13 protein-coding genes are annotated in these 18,238 nt (G+C 60.3%); 9 read left to right on the top strand and 4 right to left on the bottom strand.

The genetic code is table 11. The annotated features are described in order from the left end of the window. Positions 1-15: 15 nt before the first annotated feature. The 5 genes from WC811_RS02610 to WC811_RS02630 all read left to right on the top strand — a co-directional run bounded on the left by WC811_RS02610 (position 16) and on the right by WC811_RS02630 (position 4,560). Positions 16-618 carry a thiamine phosphate synthase gene (locus tag WC811_RS02610; protein ID WP_372641736.1) on the top strand — a complete coding sequence of 201 codons (603 nt, stop codon included), beginning with the start codon at positions 16-18 and terminating at the stop codon, positions 616-618. Positions 619-738: 120 nt separating this feature from the next. After that, positions 739-1,794 carry a CHAD domain-containing protein gene (locus WC811_RS02615; protein WP_372640662.1) on the top strand — a complete coding sequence of 352 codons (1,056 nt, stop codon included), beginning with the start codon at positions 739-741 and terminating at the stop codon, positions 1,792-1,794. A gap of 41 nt (positions 1,795-1,835) precedes the next feature. Then, positions 1,836-2,897: a ferrochelatase gene (gene hemH / locus WC811_RS02620; RefSeq protein ID WP_372640664.1), complete on the top strand. Its 1,062-nt coding sequence runs from the start codon at positions 1,836-1,838 to the stop codon at positions 2,895-2,897. Between the two features lie 176 nt (positions 2,898-3,073). Next, complete coding sequence (locus WC811_RS02625) at positions 3,074-4,066, top strand: SPFH domain-containing protein (protein WP_372640667.1); 993 nt, start codon at positions 3,074-3,076, stop codon at positions 4,064-4,066. A 41-nt stretch (positions 4,067-4,107) separates the two neighbouring features. Then, complete coding sequence (locus tag WC811_RS02630; protein WP_372640669.1) at positions 4,108-4,560, top strand: NfeD family protein; 453 nt, start codon at positions 4,108-4,110, stop codon at positions 4,558-4,560. 10 nt (positions 4,561-4,570) lie between these two features. On the opposite strand, the gene WC811_RS02635 is transcribed toward WC811_RS02630, so the two are convergent. Together WC811_RS02635 and galU are read right to left on the bottom strand one after the other, a co-directional pair. After that, positions 4,571-5,602 carry an SIS domain-containing protein gene (locus WC811_RS02635; protein ID WP_372640672.1) on the bottom strand — a complete coding sequence of 344 codons (1,032 nt, stop codon included), beginning with the start codon at positions 5,600-5,602 and terminating at the stop codon, positions 4,571-4,573. A gap of 291 nt (positions 5,603-5,893) precedes the next feature. Next, entirely contained in the window at positions 5,894-6,790 is an 897-nt protein-coding gene (gene galU / locus WC811_RS02640; protein WP_372640675.1) for a UTP--glucose-1-phosphate uridylyltransferase GalU, read from the bottom strand. A gap of 201 nt (positions 6,791-6,991) precedes the next feature. On the opposite strand from galU, the gene galE reads away from it, so the two are divergent. From galE to WC811_RS02660, 4 genes are all read left to right on the top strand, one after another. Further along, a complete protein-coding gene (gene galE, locus WC811_RS02645) occupies positions 6,992-7,993 on the top strand; it encodes a UDP-glucose 4-epimerase GalE (protein WP_372640678.1) in 1,002 nt (333 codons plus the stop codon). Positions 7,994-8,075: 82 nt separating this feature from the next. Next, positions 8,076-9,332 carry a lytic murein transglycosylase gene (locus tag WC811_RS02650; protein ID WP_372640680.1) on the top strand — a complete coding sequence of 419 codons (1,257 nt, stop codon included), beginning with the start codon at positions 8,076-8,078 and terminating at the stop codon, positions 9,330-9,332. A gap of 132 nt (positions 9,333-9,464) precedes the next feature. Next, positions 9,465-10,811, top strand: coding sequence for a DUF459 domain-containing protein (locus WC811_RS02655; RefSeq protein ID WP_372640682.1), 1,347 nt, complete (start codon positions 9,465-9,467; stop codon positions 10,809-10,811). Between the two features lie 47 nt (positions 10,812-10,858). Beyond that, positions 10,859-11,692, top strand: coding sequence for an EamA family transporter (locus tag WC811_RS02660; protein ID WP_372640685.1), 834 nt, complete (start codon positions 10,859-10,861; stop codon positions 11,690-11,692). Positions 11,693-11,709: 17 nt separating this feature from the next. Here WC811_RS02660 and WC811_RS02665 read toward each other — a convergent pair whose 3' ends face one another. Beyond that, a complete protein-coding gene (locus WC811_RS02665) occupies positions 11,710-13,149 on the bottom strand; it encodes a glutamate synthase subunit beta (RefSeq protein ID WP_372640687.1) in 1,440 nt (479 codons plus the stop codon). Positions 13,150-13,199: 50 nt separating this feature from the next. Beyond that, positions 13,200-17,927 carry a glutamate synthase large subunit gene (gene gltB, locus WC811_RS02670; protein ID WP_372640690.1) on the bottom strand — a complete coding sequence of 1,576 codons (4,728 nt, stop codon included), beginning with the start codon at positions 17,925-17,927 and terminating at the stop codon, positions 13,200-13,202. Between the last annotated feature and the right edge of the window lie 311 nt (positions 17,928-18,238).

Raw genomic sequence — 18,238 nt, forward strand, 5'->3', positions numbered from 1 at the left:
TTGAGGTCTTCGCAAATCATGCTCGAGCGCTTCTATCCCATCGTGCCCGATATCGGCTGGCTCGAACGCATCGTGCCGCTTGGGGTCAAGCTTGTGCAGCTTCGCATCAAGGATGCTTCCCCGGACGATGTGGCGGCGCAAGCCAAACGGGCGGCTGTCGTTTGCGCCGAGAATGGCTGCACCCTGGTCCTCAACGATTATTGGGAGGTCGCGCTCGATACGGGCATCGGCTTCATCCATCTGGGGCAAGACGATCTTCGTGACGCCGATCTTGAAGCGATCAAGCTCGCGGGCATCAAGTTCGGAGTATCGACGCACGACGAGGCGGAACTCGATCTCGCGCTGGCGGCGGAACCCGATTACGTGGCGTTGGGGCCGATCTACGAAACGAAACTCAAGGCCATGCCATGGGCACCGCAAGGTCTTGATAAAATTAAAGAATGGCGACGGAAAATCGGGACTCTGCCGCTCGTTGCGATCGGCGGATTGACGCCTGAACGGGCGGCGGGTGTTCTCGATGCGGGCGCCGATAGTCTGGCTGTCATTACCGACTTCTTAACATCGTCCGATCCGGACGCGCGGATCGAAGATTGGTTGCGACAGTTGCAAGCTCGATAATCCGGCTAGTTTCGTGTTAACCAGGACCTCGTGCGCTGATCGTTTATGACAGTTTTGTGTGGTTCGAATTTACGATATCGGTTTTCCACCTAGATCCCGAGTTCAGAGCCGTTCCCGCGTATGCCGTATCGATTCAAGATCAACGAACCAGTCGAAAAAGGCTTTCGCCGAATTGCGCGCGAACAGCTCGATGCGTCTTTGGCTGAGCTGGCTGGGCCAGAGGTCGGCCCCCGCAACGTCCACGAATGCCGCAAATCGTTGAAGAGATTGCGGTCGCTCGTGCGTCTCGCCGCCGATGCCATCGGCAGCGGCAAGGCGCTGCGGCGTACGAAGTCGCTCGGTGACATCGCCAAGCTGCTGTCCGCGCGACGCGACCGGACCGTCATGCTGGAAACCATCAGCAAGCTTTCGCACGAAACTCCCGACACCGCGTCGGCGCTCGACCCACTCAAGGAAAGTCTTGGGTCGCATGCGCCTGAGGAAGCCGAGGCGCTCGACGCCGATATCGCCGCGCGGGCGCGCATGCTGTTGCTCCAAGAAGCGAAAAAGTTTTCGCGCACGAAGTTCAACAAGCGAGGCTTTGCGGCGCTCGCAGGTGGTCTTGAGGCAAGTTACCGCCAAGGGCGGAAAGCTTCGAAGTACGCTTACGAAGAGCCGACGGACGAAAATTTTCACGACCTGCGCAAGGCGGTGCAGTGGCACTGGCGGCAAATGTCGTTGCTCGCGAAGGCGTGGCCGGACGAATTCGCTGTCCGAGTGCACGCGGCGCGGGATCTTTCTCAGCTGCTCGGAGATGATCACGATCTGGCGATGCTCGTAGTGGCGGCTTCGCATTCTGTGGCGATGTCTGAGGAGCAAAAGGAAACCGCCGTCGCCGTTTGCCGGCGTCAGCAGCAGATTTTGCGCGCCACGGCCGAATATCGAAGCAAGCGGCTCTTCGCCGAAAAGCCCGAAGCTTTCGTCAGCCGCGTCGCCGCCTATTGGCGTTGCAGCCGTCCACTCGATCCGCGACTTGAAGTTCAGGCCGCGCCGAGCCAAATAGCAACTGCGGGCGAGGGTGGTGCGCCGGTTGCGGCTGAAGTTCAGGCTTCGGCGGTGGAGAAACGGCCGGCACGGGCGAAGCCGAGATTGGCAACGGATTCCGAGACGCCGGCCCCATCGCAGCGCCGGGCCTGACCTGCTAAGAGCGCATTTGAGTGCCGGCATCGGGAGCGCGAATGAACGAAATTCCGAAACAGGGACGCTTTGAGAGCGAAGCCGTTGCGCTTCCCGACGCGCACCCGCCGGTTGCGCTGGGTCGTGTCGGTGTGCTGCTGCTCAATCTCGGCACGCCCGACGGCACCAGTTACTGGCCGATGCGCCGCTATCTCAAGGAATTCCTGTCGGACGATCGGGTGATCGAGGAGCCGAAGTGGAAGTGGTGGCCGATCCTCAATCTCATCATTCTGACGACGCGCCCGTCCCGCAAAGGACGGGATTACGCGACGATCTGGAATAACGAGAAAAATGAAGGGCCGCTGAAGACGATTACGCGAAGCCAGGCCGAGCAACTGGCGAAGCGGCTTGGAAACGATCCGCGCATCGTCGTCGATTGGGCCATGCGCTATGCCAGTCCGACGACGGAAAGCCGGATCTTGGCGCTCAAAGAGCAGGGTTGCGATCGCATTTTACTCGTACCGCTTTATCCGCAGTACGCGGCGGCGACGACCGCGACGGCGTGTGATCAGGCTTTCCGCGCGTTGATGAAAATGCGCTGGCAGCCGGCGGTCCGCACAACACCGAGCTATCACGATCATCCGGCTTATATCGATGCACTGGCGCGATCAATGCGAGCGCAACTTGCGAAGCTCGACTTCGAGCCTGAGAAAATCATCGCGACTTTTCATGGCATGCCGCAGAAATATTTTGCGGCGGGCGATCCGTATCATTGTTTTTGCCAGAAAACGTCCCGCCTCCTGCGGGAGACATTGGGAATTGCAGACGATCGCTGGCTGACGACATTCCAATCGCGGTTCGGCAATGATCCGTGGCTGCAACCTTATACGGATAAAACTATCGAAGGACTTGCCAAATCGGGAATTAAAAAGATCGCGCTCGTCGCGCCGGGATTTTCGGCCGATTGCCTGGAGACTCTGGAAGAGCTCAACGGCGAGAACCGGCATATTTTTGAATCGAATGGCGGCGAGAAATTCGCTTATCTGCTTGCGTTAAATGACAGTCCCGAGGGAATGGATGCCATCGAGGCGGTGGTCCGGCGCGAACTTTCGGGCTGGGTTTAAATCAAGGGCAAGACGCCGGTTTTTCCTTCCTGAATCCTAATTGCCGTTCAATTCCCGCTTTTTGCTGTCTTATATCGCCACATTTCCAAATCTTTACCGATTGTTTGTTTCCGGGACTTAAACCGGACCGGCGAATTCCTATTTTCATTTTGATTCGCTCGCGATGGAGAACGGAAATGACCGGCTTTGGCGGTTTTGAGTCCTTTGGGTTCATTCTTTTGGCGGCAGCGATCTGGGGGCTCTGGTCCACGGTCAAGATTGTTCCGCAGGGCTCGAATTTTACCGTCGAGAATCTCGGGCGCTATACACGCACGCTGACGCCCGGCATGCATATTCTCATTCCCGTTCTTGAGCGAGTGACGCATAGGCTGAACATGAAAGAGCAGGTGATGGACATTCCGAGTCAGGATGTCATTACCCGCGATAACGCTATGGTCACGGTCGATGGCGTTGCATTCTATCAGCTCTTGAATGCGGCCAAAGCCGCTTACGAAGTCGAAAATCTCGACCATTCGATCGTCAACCTGACGATGACGAACATCCGCACAGTAATGGGTTCGATGGATCTCGACGAATTGCTGTCGAACCGCGACCAAATCAATCATCGGCTCTTGCAGGTCGTCGACGCTGCGACAGAATCTTGGGGCGTGAAGGTGACACGCATCGAGATCAAGGATATTGCGCCGCCGCGCGATCTCATCGACAGCATGGCGCGGCAGATGAAAGCCGAGCGCGAAAAGCGCGCCCAGATCTTGGAATCCGAAGGGCTTCGCCAGGCCGCCATTCTGAAGGCCGAGGGCGCAAAGCAGGCGGTTGTTCTTGAAGCCGAGGGCCGCCGCGAAGCTGCTTATCGCGACGCAGAAGCACGCGAACGTTCCGCCGAAGCCGAAGCGAAAGCGACGACGTTGGTTTCGGAAGCGATCTCCCACGGCAACGTTCAGGCCATCAATTACTTCGTCGCCAACAACTATATGAAGGCGCTCGAAGCCATGGCAAAGTCGCCGAACCAGAAGATCATCATGATGCCGCTCGAAGCGTCGTCTGTCATCGGGTCGCTCGGTGGCATCGCCGCAATCGCCGCCGAGGCGTTTGGTGGCGACGGGTCAGCCGCGAAGCCGCAGGGACTGCCCCCGCGGGGGCCGCGTTCGGGTTCCGTGCCTACGACATAGGACGTTAAAGGGGCTGCTCTACCAGCGAGCTAGGGGCGACGATGCAAAGCGTTACAGGATTGATCGAGCAATTTGGGCCTTGGCTTTGGTTCGCGCTGGCCGTGACCCTGCTCGTTCTCGAATCCATCGTGCCGGGCGTGCATTTCGTGTGGTTCGGGCTATCGGCGGCGATCGTCGGCGTCATTGCGTTGGCCGCGCCGATCGGCTGGGAATGGCAGCTCATCGCGTTCGCACTGATCGCGTTGGCAGTGGTGTTCTGGGTTCGGCAGAAGAGCCGCGAAGAGTCTGCGAAACCTGACGTCCCGGGTCTCAATGAGCGTGGAACGCAGTACGTAGGACGCGTCGTGACGATCGAAGATGCGATCGTCAACGGGCGTGGGAAAGTTCGCGTCGGCGATACCGTCTGGGTGGCGGAGGGCGAAGATGGCCCCAAGGGTGCCAACGTCAAAGTTACGGGCACCGACGGAACGGTGCTGGTCGTCTCGCGGATATGAGCCGCGATTGCTAGGCAACGCCCGCGCGAAGCAGATCGTGAACGTGGACGATGCCGACCGGCTTTTGCTTTTCGAGCACGAACAACGCTGTAATCCGCGATGAATTGATGAGTTCAAGCGCGGCCGACGCGAGCAACGTCGGAGCGATCGTCTTCGGTTTTGCGCTCATCACGTCTTCGACGTTCGTTTGAAGCAGCTTCGGTCCCATGTGGCGACGCAAATCGCCGTCGGTGATGACACCGATAAGTTTGCCCTTTGCATCGATCACGCCGACGCAACCGAAACTCTTTTCGGTCATCGCGACGAGTGCGTCCGACATGGAAGCGCCGCTTGCGATCAAGGGCAGGCTGTCGCCGCGATGCATGACATCGGCGACGTACATCAGGTTGGCGCCGAGCGATCCGCCGGGATGGAAAACCTTGAAATCGTGGGCGGTGAAGCCGCGGGCATCAAGCAGGGCGATCGCCAGACTGTCACCGATCGCGAGCTGAATGGTCGTCGAGGTCGTTGGTGCGAGGCCGTGCGGGCATGCTTCCTTCACGCGCGGCAGTAGAAGCACGATGTCAGCCTGCTGTCCGAGCGCCGAATTTTGCTGCGACGTCACTGCGATCAACGGCACGGCGAAGCGGCGCGAATACGTGATGATGGGCTTGAGCTCGACGGTTTCGCCGGACCATGAAAATGCGAGGATGAGATCCGACTGCGTGATCATGCCGAGGTCGCCGTGCGAGGCTTCGCTCGGATGAACGAAGAACGCTGGCGTTCCGGTTGAAGCAAACGTCGCGGCGATTTTCTGAGCAACGTGACCGCTCTTGCCGATGCCGGTCACGATAACGCGGCCGCTGACGGCTTTCAGTCTTTGAACGGCATCGTCGAACGCCGCCGCCATGGGACCCGCCACTTCGCGCGCGAGTTGAACGAGGCCCTCGGCTCCGAGATTGAGCGTTCGGAGGGCGGAAGAAATCGGTGTGGTTTCGTCGGATTCGCTTGCCGGTCCTCGCCGCTCGCCTTCAGGCAGCTGGAATGGAATGACCTTCTGCATCCGCTCTGTGTCCCCCGCTCAAGTGCACCGCTGCGCCAGCAAAAGGAAGCTGTCGCTACGGCATTAACACTTTTCGCGTTCTCTTGCAGCGGTTGCAAGTCCGCAGGGCCTTTGCTGTGGCATTAACCAACGGAATTTAGGGCGTTGACGCGTCTTTGCGGCGTTTTGCGCCAAGGTCTGCGCGTGGGATCCGCGCGGACGAGACCAAATTTGCGCGATCGGCCAATGCTGAGTGGCCCGAAGACGATGATTCGCCCCGTGCCGCTCGCGCAGAATCAAGCGAGGCCTGGTTTAAGTGCCCGTACCGATGAGGCGTTTCAGGTCGCGCCTGAAATCGTCCGCCAGATCGGCGCGTTCGAGTGCTAGTGCGACGTTGGCAGTCAGGAAGCCAAGCTTCGATCCACAATCGTAGATGTCGCCATCGAAGCGCACGGCATGAAACGGCTGCTCGCCATCGTTCATCATGGCGATCATCGAGTCGGTCAGCTGAATTTCGCCGCCCGCGCCGCGCTCCTGCTTTTCGAGCAGATCGAAGACCTCGGGCTGGAGAACATAACGGCCAGTGATGTGCAGGTTCGACGGGGCCGTGCTGGGCTTCGGCTTTTCGACCATTTCAGTAATCGAAGAAACCTTCGCCTTGACGTCTTTCACACCGACGATGCCGTATTGATGCGTTTGGTCTTCCGGCACCGGCGCGACGGCGATGAGGTTGCCGCCGGTTCGAGAATAAGCGTCGATCATGTCGGCGAGGCAAGACGTGCGGCCGTGGTGGAGCATGTCGGGAAGCAGCAGCGCGAACGGCTCGTTGCCGACCAGTTCTCGCGCACACCATACGGCGTGACCGAGACCGAGGGGCGCCTGCTGGCGCGTGAAACTCGTCTGTCCGGCTTGGGGCAGATCGCGCATCAGTGCCTCAAGTTCTTTTTTCTTGCCGCGGGCGGCGAGAGTCGATTCAAGCTCGAACTGTTTGTCGAAGTGATCCTCGATGACACCCTTGTTCCGTCCGGTGACGAATATGAAGTGCTCGATGCCGGCGGCGCGCGCTTCATCCACGACGTGCTGAAGCACGGGGCGGTCGACGACCGTTAGCATCTCCTTCGGGACGGCCTTGGTGGCCGGAAGAAACCGGGTCCCCAGACCCGCGACTGGAAAAACGGCTTTGCGAATTGGCTTCTTCACGGCACTCATCATCTGCTCCAAGGGCGCAGGGTTGCGCTCTAAGTTCAATTACTGACGATTTAGATTTAATGCTTGTACGGAGAGACCATTGTTGCGCTGGAATTCGAAAGAGCTATTTGCACAAATAGGCGGTCTCCATTAGGTCTGGGTCGGCCATCGGGCAGAAACATCCGTGGACGTGGGTATAGAACTCGGGGGGCGATTGCAACTATGAGCGTGCTTGTTACGGGAGGCGCGGGCTACATCGGCAGCCATATGGTGCTGGAGCTTTTGGATGCGGGTGAAGATGTCGTCGTCATCGATAATCTGTCCACGGGATTTCGCTGGGCGGTCGATGGGCGCGCCACGCTCGTGGTTGGAGATATTGCAGATAACGCCCTCGTCAGGGAAACGATCCTTTCCCATAACGTAAATGCGATCATTCACTTTGCCGGATCGGTCGTGGTTCCGGACTCGGTTTCTGATCCGCTCGGCTATTATCTCAACAATACGGTTAAATCGCGGGGCCTGATTGCGACCGCCGTAGAAACCGGCGTCAAGAATTTCATTTTTTCCTCGACTGCCGCCGTTTACGGCAACCCGGAAGAAAACCCGGTATCGGAGACTGCTCCGCCCGCGCCGATGTCGCCCTACGGTTCCTCGAAGCTCATGACGGAAATCATGCTGTCGGACGCGTCGCGCGCTCACGATTTCCGCTTCATCGCGCTTCGCTATTTCAATGTCGCCGGCGCCGATCCGAAAGGACGTTCGGGACAATCGACGCCGCGCGCAACGCATCTGATCAAAGTCGCGTGCGAGACGGCGCTCGGGAAACGCTCGCAAATGGAGGTCTTCGGCATCGACTATCCGACGCCAGATGGAACCTGCCTGCGCGATTATATTCACGTCGGCGATCTCGCGAATGCGCATTCCGTAGCATTGCATCATTTGCGCCGGGGCGGCGTGTCGGACTTTTTCAATTGCGGATACTCGAAGGGGTATTCTGTCCTTGAGGTCATTGCAGCCGTGAAGCGCGTCTCGGGCGTGGACTTTAAAGTGTTGTTGTCGCCGCGTCGCGCTGGCGATCCGGCGGCCATTGTCGCGGCTTCCGCAAAGATCCGCGATAGGCTCGATTGGCGGCCGCAACATGACAATCTGGAACAGATTGTGGCGCAGGCTTTTAACTGGGAACGGCGGCTCGACGCGTTGAAGGCCGGCGAGATCGCGGACTGAGCCGCAAAACCGCCCTGAAAATCCGCCATTCGCCACAGGGTGGGATGCGAGAGTTCGCTACATTCGAGGAAGCCGCGTCGCAATGCTCTTGAATAGACCATATTCCGTAATCTTGGCGGTCACCTGGATCGCTGCGGTGTGTGCGATGGCGTCCAGCGCAGCTTTTGCGAAACCCAGCACGGAGTTCAGCGCCTTTATCGAGGGCTTGTGGCCGGACGCGAAGGTCGCGGGCGTCAGCCGGAAGACCTTCGACACCGCGTTCGCGGGCGTCGAGCCGGACTTGACCATTCCCGATCTCGACCTTCCCGGACGGCCGAAGATCGACAACAGCGGACAGGCCGAATTCACGAAGACCGCCGTCGATTATCTATCGAAATCGTATCTGCAGGGCCTCGCCGTGCAGGGGCGCAAGTTCCTCGCCGAACACAAGGCGGCGCTCGAACGCATCGAGGGGCTGACGGGCGTTGACCGCTACACGCTCGTTGCGATCTGGGGACGCGAAACGGCTTACGGCACCTATCATCCGCCGAACGACGCGATCCGCATGCTGGCGACGCTCGCCTATACCGGCAAACGCAAGGACCGCTTCCGCGAGGAGTTGATCGCTGCGCTCGTGATGCTGCAGCAGGGCATTCCCCGGTCCGATATGAAATCATCGTGGGCCGGGGCCGTCGGCCTGACGCAGGCGATGCCGACCGAATACCTCAAATTCGCGATCGACGGCGATGGCGACGGTAAGATCGATATCTGGCGTTCGGTCGCTGACGCGCTGGCATTTACGGCGAAGCAGTTGGAAGGCAAAGGCTGGGTTCGCGGCGCGCGCTGGGGATACGAAGTGGTCGCACCGCCGCACGCCGACTGCTCGCTGGAAGGTCCGCCCGACGCCCGGCCCATCGGCGACTGGGTCAGAATGGGTTTCAAGAAGGCGAGCGGAAATCCGTTCACGAAAGCTGAGCTGGCGTCGGACGCCTATCTGATGATGCCTGCGGGTGCTTACGGCCCGGCATTTCTCGCGGCACAGAATTTCCGCGTGATCAGGCTCTACAACACGTCGGATCTCTACGCGCTTTTCGTCGGTAATCTGGGCGACCGGATTAGGGGCGGGGGTGAGTTCGTGACCGCTTGGAAGTCGTTTTCTCAGCCGAAGACGCGGACCGTCGAGGGTGTCCAATCGCGGCTGAAGCAACTCGGCTACCCGATGGACAAGATCGACGGGAAGATCGGCTCCAATACGCGCAAACAGATCGGGCTGTATGAGAAGGCCAACGGTCTTTCAATCGATTGCTGGCCGTCAGAGAGGGTGCTGGCGCACGCCGAATCGCAGGCCGCGGGGCGCTGAAAAGGTCCGGCCGATTGCGCCGTTGGAGCGTCGGCCCCGAAGCTGTATGTTGGTTGCTGGAATCGTTGAGCACTGGCCATTTTACGGGTGGTTTTCTGGCCGCTTTCAAATTCGCGAAAGGCATCTGACGGCATGAGCGCCTTCTGTCGGCATCTCCGCCTCCTGGGCGTGGCGCTCGCCGTCGTGCTGGCGGCTGTGCTGGCGACGCCGGCTCTTTTCGCGCCGTCGGCGTTAGCTGGGGACGACGATCAGGTCGGGACGTTCCTTACTCCCTTTCCAGACAATGACGTCTATCAAGTGAGCGTGTTCGGCGACGACTTCGCGCCGGGCTTACTCAAGGGGCTCGATGCCGCCTTCGGCACCGACGCGAGGTTGAACATCCAGCAGCAGGTGACGCCGATTGCGGGCATCGCCATCCCGAATTTCGACGCAAAAATCGCGGGCCTTGAAAAGGCGATCGCGAGCCAGTCTTTCAATATCGCGGTCGTGATGACCGGGCAGGAAGACCGCATTTCGATCAAGGGAGAGGATGGCAAGCGCCTGCCGATAGGCAGCGAAGCCTGGATGATCGAATACACGCGACGCGTCGATCGGCTGATGCGCGTATTCAAGACGCGCAACGCGGCCGTCTATTGGGTCGGACTGCCGAACCTTGCGCGCTCGGATGCCAACGATCTGGCGCAGCGCATCAACGATGTGATCCGCGAACGCGCCTACCTCAACGGCTACAAATATATCGATGCCTACCAGGGCTTCACGGATGAAAACGGCGCCTACTCGGCTTACGGCCCGGACCTTGAGGGCGCCATCCGTCTGTTGCGTCTCAGGGACGGTGTGAATTTTACCGATCCGGGTAATCGGAAACTCGCGCATTTCGTCGAGAAAGAGCTGCGGCCCGATCTCATTCAAGCCAAGACGAACCGGAACATTCCGCTGCTCGGTGCGGAAGCGGAACAGGATAAGATCAATCCGGGTAATGCCGTGAAAACACCCGCACCGTCCTCGCCGGTGGCTGAGGGTAAGGGTTCGGCGCCGCCAGTCGTGCGGGCGCGCGGTCTCAGCGGTACGTCCGCGTCGTCAACAACCGATGGTTCGGGCGATCAGAAGCAAGACGACGGCAAAATCGTTTTGAGGGTCGTTGGCGGCAATGGCCGGGAAGAAACTCAGACGATCCAGATCGTGCGTCCCGCCATTCCGGCGTCGGTCGTGGCGCTGATGGCGCGGCGGGAAGCATCCGGCCAGCGCGGGGATATGTTGGTCGATCAGATCGCTGGCGGCATCACCTTGATGAGCTCGATTTCGCCGTCCGGAAACAGGGACCGTGGCCGCCTGTCACCGACGCAGGCGCCGTATTTCCGGCTGCTTGTCAAAGGCGAACGCCTTCAGCCGAAACCGGGGCGGGCCGACGACCTGACTTGGCCGCCGAAGCCCGATACCACCAGCGACGCGAAGCCCGCCGAGCCGCAGCCGCGCGGATGATGGCCCGACAAGCGGCCCCCCGGCTCAACAAAAGTCCTGCGTAGCTGATGTCATTTTCGGTTTTTGCTATCGTATTGTTCGCTGCGGCGCTGCACGCATCATGGAATGCTGTCGTCAAAAGCGGTGACGACAAAGTGCTTATGACAATTATGGTCGCTGCATCAGCGTCCGTGACGGCTGCGATGGTTCTTCCATTTCTCGCTTCTCCGGCGCGTCCATGCTGGCCGTTTATCGCCTCCTCCGTCCTCATTCATATCGTGTATTTTGCGCTGGTGGGCTCGGCGTATCGCGTCGGAGATATGGGACAAGTCTATCCGCTGATGCGTGGAACGGCGCCATTTCTCGTGGCGCTCGCGAGCGTATCTGCGTTCGGAGAAAAGCTCTCCATTCCGGCTTGGATGGGCGTCGGGCTGATTTGTGTCGGTATCATAACGATGGTGAAGGAAGGCAAGGCAAGCGATATGCGTGGTATCTATCTGGCGTTGCTCAATGCGATCGTGATCGCTAGCTACACATTGATCGACGGCGCCGGGACGCGCCTCTCAGGGTCTCCGACGGCGTATGCTGCCTGGGTTTTCATGCTAACGGGGTTTCCGCTGATGGCATGGGTGGTTTTCGCGAGGCGTGAGGCGTTCGTCGGTGTTGTTCGGAGGCAATGGCGAACCGGGGTGTTTGGCGGAGCCGCGACCGTACTCTCTTATGCGCTCGTGCTCGGCGCCATGATGACGGCGCCTATAGCGATGGTCGCGGCGCTCCGCGAGACGTCAATCCTTTTCGGGACTGCAATCGCCGGGATCGTTTTGCGGGAGCGTCTTGGGCCAGCGCGCTTGATCGGCGCTGGCCTTATTGGTCTTGGTGCGGTCGCGCTACGTCTTGCCTAAAACAACGGTCGATCGCTTCAGCGCGGCAGGACGGTCGAGCCCATCAGGAACTTGTCGATGGCGTGGGCTGCTTGGCGGCCTTCGCGGATCGCCCAGACGACGAGCGACTGGCCGCGACGGATATCGCCGGCGCAGAACAGCTTTGGCGAGGTTCCGAGCTTATAGTCCTTGTCCGTCGCGTCGAGGCCCTTGAAGCGTCCACGCGGCACGACGGGAAGCGCGAACTCCTTGACGATGTCGGTCTCGACCGGACCCGAGAAGCCCATCGCGAACAATACGAGGTCGGCGTCGAGCGCGCCTTCCGTGCCTTTGATCGGCTGCAGGTTGGCGTTGACGCGCGTGTAGTTGAGCTTTTTCACCTTGCCGTCTTCGCCAGAGAAGCCGGTGGTGGAGATCGAATACTCGGTCTTGGCGCCTTCGGCTTGCGACGAGGAAACGCGCAGCTTCAGCGGCCAGTGTGGCCAGGAGAGTGACTTGTTCTCCTTTTCGGGCGGCATCGGCATGATTTCGAGCTGCGTCACGCTCTTGGCTCCTTGGCGGAAAGACGTGCCGATGCAGTCGGAGCCGGTGTCGCCGCCGCCGATGACGATGACGTGCTTGTCCTTGGCCGAGATCTCGTTCGTCTTCGGCTTCTGCGGCTCGCCCGCGTTGCGGCGGTTCTGCTGCGGGAGGAAATCCATGGCGTAATGCATGCCGTCGAGGTTGCGGCCCGGCGACTTGGCGAAGAAGTCGAAAGGCTGCTCGGAGCCGATCGCGATCAGCACGGCGTCGTGCTTCGATTCAAGGTATTTCGCGGAGAGATCCTGGCCGACGTGGATGCCGCAATGGAAGGTGACGCCTTCGGCTTCCATCTGCTTGACGCGACGGGCGATGACGGCCTTTTCCATCTTGAAGTCGGGGATGCCGTAAACCAGCAATCCGCCAGGACGGGCATTCTTCTCGTAGACGTGAACGTCGTGGCCGGCGCGAGCAAGCTGTTGAGCAGCAGCCAGTCCAGCGGGGCCCGAGCCGATGACGGCGACCTTCTTGCCTGTCTTCTTGTCGGGCGGCAGCGGCTGCACCCATCCCTCATCCCAGGCGCGGTCAACGATCGAGCATTCGATCGTTTTGATCGTCACCGGCACGTCGTCGATGTTGAGCGTGCAGGCCGCTTCGCATGGCGCCGGGCAAATGCGGCCCGTCACCTCGGGGAAGTTATTGGTCGAATGCAGGTTTTCGGCGGCATCTTTCCAGTCGCCACGGTAGACGAGGTCGTTCCAATCGGGGATCTGATTGTTGACCGGGCAGCCGTTGTGACAATAGGGAATGCCGCAATCCATGCACCGCGCCGCCTGCTTTTTCGTCTCAGGCTCGGACAGCGGAACGACGAATTCCTTATAGTGCTGCAGACGCTCTTCGACCGGACGGTACTTGCGGTCGGCGCGGTCGATTTCCAGAAAACCAGTCGGCTTGCCCATTCGTCTATTTCTTCTTTCGTCTGTCTATCCGCGTTATACCGAAGCGATCGCTATTGCTTTACTGCCGCAAGTTCTGCCTCGCGATTTGTCTCGCGGGCCTTGGCCAGCTCGCTCAATGCGCGGCGGTATTCGACCGGCATCACCTTCTTGAACTTCGGCAGGTAGGCCGCGAAGTTTTTCAGGATTTCCTGAGCTCGGCGTGAGTTGGTGTAGTGAGCATGGCGCGAGATCAGCGTGTGCAGCCGTTCGACGTCCTGCTCGCGCATGTCGATCATGACGTTCCTGACGGCAATCGCGACGTCACCGCCCTGCTGTGCGAGCTTCTGTAGCGAGCCCGGGTCGGCCGTGATGGCTTCGAGCTGCACCATATCCTTGTTGAGGTTGTTTTCGAATTTGCCGCTTTCGTCGAGGACGTAGGCGATGCCGCCCGACATACCGGCCGCGAAGTTGCGTCCGGTCTCGCCGAGGACGACGACGACGCCGCCGGTCATGTATTCGCAGCCGTGATCGCCGGTACCTTCGACAACAGCATACGCACCCGAGTTGCGCACCGCGAAGCGCTCGCCGGCGACGCCACGGAAATAGCACTCTCCGGTGATGGCGCCGTAGAGCACTGTGTTGCCGACGATGATGCTTTCTTCGGGCACGATGCTCGATTTCGGATCGGGGCGGACGATCAGCTTGCCGCCGGAAAGTCCCTTGCCGACGTAGTCGTTGCCTTCGCCGATCAGATCGAGCGTGACGCCGTGCGCGACCCAGGCGCCGAACGCCTGTCCGGCGGTGCCGTTGAAGGATATCCAGATGGTGTCTTCTGGTAAGCCGGTATGACCGAAGCGCTTGGCGACCTCGCCCGAGAGCATCGCGCCGGTCGAGCGGTTGACGTTCTTGATGGCGACTTCGCCCTTTACCGGGCGCTTCAACTCGAGCGCCGGTTTCGCCAGTTCGATGAGGGTGACGTCGAGAACTTTGTCCAGGCCGTGGTCTTGGCGCTCGCTGTTGTAAATCGCGACGCCCTTCGGCGGGTGCGGTTTGTGGAACAGCTTGGTGAAGTCGAGGCCGCGCGCCTTCCAGTGCTCGATGGCGCGATCTTTATCGAGCTGATCGCTTTGGCCGATCATTTCGTTGAAGTTGCGGAAGCCGAGTTGGGCCATGATCTCGCGAACTTCTTCGGCGACGAAGAAGAAGAAGTTGATGACGTGCTCGGGCTTACCGGAGAACTTGGCGCGCAGAGCCGGGTCTTGCGTCGCGACGCCGACCGGGCAGGTGTTGAGGTGGCACTTGCGCATCATGATGCAGCCGGCGGCGATCAGGGGCGCTGTTGCGAAGCCGAATTCGTCGGCGCCGAGAAGGGCGCCGATCACGACGTCACGGCCGGTGCGGATGCCGCCATCGACTTGAACAGCGATACGGCCGCGAAGCAGATTGCCGACGAGTGTCTGGTGGGTTTCGGCGAGACCGATTTCCCACGGAGAGCCGGCGTGCTTGATCGAGGTCAGCGGGGAAGCGCCCGTGCCGCCTTCGAAGCCGGAGATCGTCACATGGTCGGCGCGCGCCTTGGCGACGCCCGCCGCGACGGTGCCGACGCCAACTTCGGAAACTAGCTTTACCGAGACGTCGGCTTTCGGATTGACGTTCTTCAGATCGTAGATGAGCTGCGCCAAATCTTCGATCGAGTAGATGTCGTGATGCGGCGGCGGTGAGACCAGTGTCACGCCCGGCGTCGAGTGACGGACCTTAGCGATCGTCGCGTCGACCTTGTGGCCGGGCAACTGACCGCCTTCGCCGGGCTTTGCGCCCTGGGCCATCTTGATCTGCATCATGTCGGAGTTGACGAGGTATTCGGTCGTCACGCCGAAACGGCCGGAGGCGACCTGCTTGATTGCGGAGCGCATCGAGTCGCCGTTCGCCATCGGCTTGAAGCGATCGGATTCCTCGCCGCCTTCGCCGGTGTTCGAGCGGCCGCCGATGCGGTTCATCGCGATTGCAAGCGTGGTGTGCGCTTCGCGGCTGATCGAACCGTAGCTCATGGCGCCGGTCGCGAAGCGCTTCACGATGCTGGCCGCGGACTCGACTTCCTCAATCGGAACGGGCTTGCGGCCAAAGCTTTCCGGAGAGCGGAAGCGGAACATGCCACGCAGTGTCATCAACTGTTCGGACTGGTCATTGATCGCCTTGGAATACTCGCGGAATTTCTGCGGTATACGGCCGGCCATCGCATCCTTGTTGTCGGTCGAGCGGACGGCGTGCTGCAGGTCGGCAACCGTCACCGGCCGCCACATGTGGGCTTCGCCGCGGACACGGTAGGCGTACTCGCCGCCGACTTCCAAGGCGTTCGCGAGTACAGGCACGTCACCGAACGCCATCTGGTGGCGCTCAACGGTTTCGCGCGCGATCTCACGGAGGCCGACGCCCTCGACCGGCGTATGCGTGCCGGTGAAATAGCGGTCGACAAAGCTCGAACGAAGGCCGACGGCGTCAAAGATCTGAGCGCCGCAGTAGGACTGATAGGTCGAGATGCCCATCTTCGCCATGACCTTCATCACGGCCTTGCCGATGGCCTTGATGAAGCGCTTCTTGACCATTTCCGGAGTGGTTCCCTCGGGAAGCTCCGGGATCATGGTGTAGAGCGTTTCGAATGCGAGATAGGGGTTGATCGCTTCCGCGCCGTAGCCCGCGAGCGTGCAGAACTGGTTGATCTCGTGCGCTTCGCCCGTCTCGATGACGAGGCCGACGGAGGTGCGGAGGCCCTGCTTGATCAGGTGATGATGCACGGCCGACGTTGCGAGCAGCGACGGAATGGCGATGCGGTCCGGACCGGCGCGCCGGTCGGACAGGATGATGATGTTGAACTCCTTGGCGCGGACATACTCTTCCGCCTCGGCGCAGATGCCGTCGAGGGCGGGGCCCATACCGCCTTCGCCCTTGTCGGCCGGATAGGTGATGTCGATGGTGATCGATTCGAAGTCGTTGTCCTTGACGGCGCCGATGCCGCGGACGCGCTCCAGGTCTTCGTTCGTCAGGATCGGTTGATCGACTTCGAGGCGCTTCTGCTTCGAAGTTCCCTGCAGATCGAGAATATTCGGACGCGGACCGATGAAGGAGACAAGGCTCATCACCAGCTCTTCGCGGATCGAGTCGATCGGCGGGTTCGTCACCTGCGCGAAGTTCTGCTTGAAGTAGGTGTGCAGGAGCTTCGATTTCGACGACAGGGCCGAAATCGGCGTGTCGGTGCCCATCGAGCCCGTCGCTTCTTCGCCCTTCTCCGCCATCGGCGTCAGAAGGAACTTGATGCTTTCCTGCGTGTAGCCGAACGATTGCTGCAGATCGAGCAGCGCGACGTTCGACTTGGCTGTCGTGGCTGTCTTCGTCGGCAGGGGCAGGTCGGAGACCTTGATCTGCGTGCGCTTCAGCCAATTTTCGTAGGGGTGGCTTGCGGCGATCTCGGCCTTGAGCTCTTCATCCGAGATGATGCAGCCCTTCTCAAGGTCGATCAGTAGCATCTTGCCCGGCTGCAACCGCCACTTCTTGACGATGTTCTGTTCTTCGACCGGCAACACGCCCGATTCCGAAGACATAATGACGGTGTCGTCCTTGGTGACGAGGTAGCGTGCCGGGCGCAGGCCGTTGCGGTCAAGCGTGGCGCCAATTTGGCGGCCGTCGGTGAAGGCCATGGCGGCGGGGCCGTCCCACGGTTCCATCAGGCAGGCGTGATATTCGTAGAAGGCGCGGCGCTTCGTATCCATCGTCGGATTGCCGGCCCAGGCTTCCGGGATCAGCATCATCGCTGCGTGCGAAAGGCTGTAGCCGCCCATGACGAGGAATTCAAGGGCGTTGTCGAAGCAGGCGGTATCGGATTGGCCTTCGTAAGAGATGGGCCAAAGCTTCGAGATGCCATCGCCAAAGAGCGGCGAGGACACGGAAGCCTGGCGTGCCGCCATCCAGTTGACGTTGCCGCGCAGCGTGTTGATTTCGCCGTTGTGCGCGACCATCCGGTAAGGATGGGCCAGCTTCCAGGACGGAAACGTGTTTGTCGAGAAGCGTTGATGCACAAGCGCCAGCGCCGACACCAGACGGGGGTCAGAGAGGTCCTTGTAATAGGCCTTCACCTGGAAGGAGAGGAACATCCCCTTGTAGACGAGGGTGCGTGTCGACAGCGAAACGGTGTAGTGGCCAATGTCGCGGCCCTTGTAGGCGTCGTGGACCGCGTTTGAAACGACCTTGCGCACGATAAAGAGGTGACGTTCGAATTCTTCCTGATCGGCCATGCCTGCGGGACGGCGGACGAAGACCTGACGGTGCACCGGCTCGACGTCGCGGACCATGTCCGACAGACAACCATTCTCGACGGGGACCGTGCGCCAGCCGATCAGCTCAAGCTTTTCTTCCTTGAGGCAGCGCGCCCAGACGCGCTCGCAGTGTGCCCGCAAGCGCTCATCGCGCGGCATGAAGATATGGCCGACGGCGTACTGGCCGGGCTCCGGCAGTTCGAAGCCGAGGGATTTCGTTTCGGCGGCCAGAAAGTCGTGCGGGATCTGAATCAGGATGCCGGCGCCGTCGCCCGACAGCGGGTCGGCGCCGACAGCGCCGCGATGCTCGAGATTTTCGAGAATCTGCAGGGCGCCTTCAACGATGCTGTGCGACTTGCGGCCCTTCAGGTTCGCGATGAAGCCGACGCCACACGCGTCTTGCTCGTGTCCCGGGTCAAAAAGGCCTGCTGCCGCCGGACGGCTTCCCGTGCCGATCTCGTCCTCTAGCGGAGACAGATAACCTTCGCTCATTTCTCGCCTCGTATGGCCTAATGGCTCAAATTCAAAACTTCGTTATTCGGAAGGGTGGCAGGTCGAAGGCTGCTTTGCTTTTCGACCTTCGCGCAATATCGTCGATAGAAGACTACTACGCCCGGTACCGTCGTTTTCGGTCAGGGCGCGTTATGGCCTGATGGCGGCTCATGGATTGAAGCCCGCCGCCGATTGCACGGCCCCGCAAACCGCATATCCTGTATTCAATCACTTGAATGTCTCCCACGCCGCCACTTAGAGGCCGCAAAGCGACGCCACGGCCGATTGCTCACGTCCGCGCTGTTCTTAAG

This window comes from Hyphomicrobium sp. (genome assembly GCF_041659645.1).
Lineage (GTDB): Bacteria > Pseudomonadota > Alphaproteobacteria > Rhizobiales > Hyphomicrobiaceae > Hyphomicrobium_B.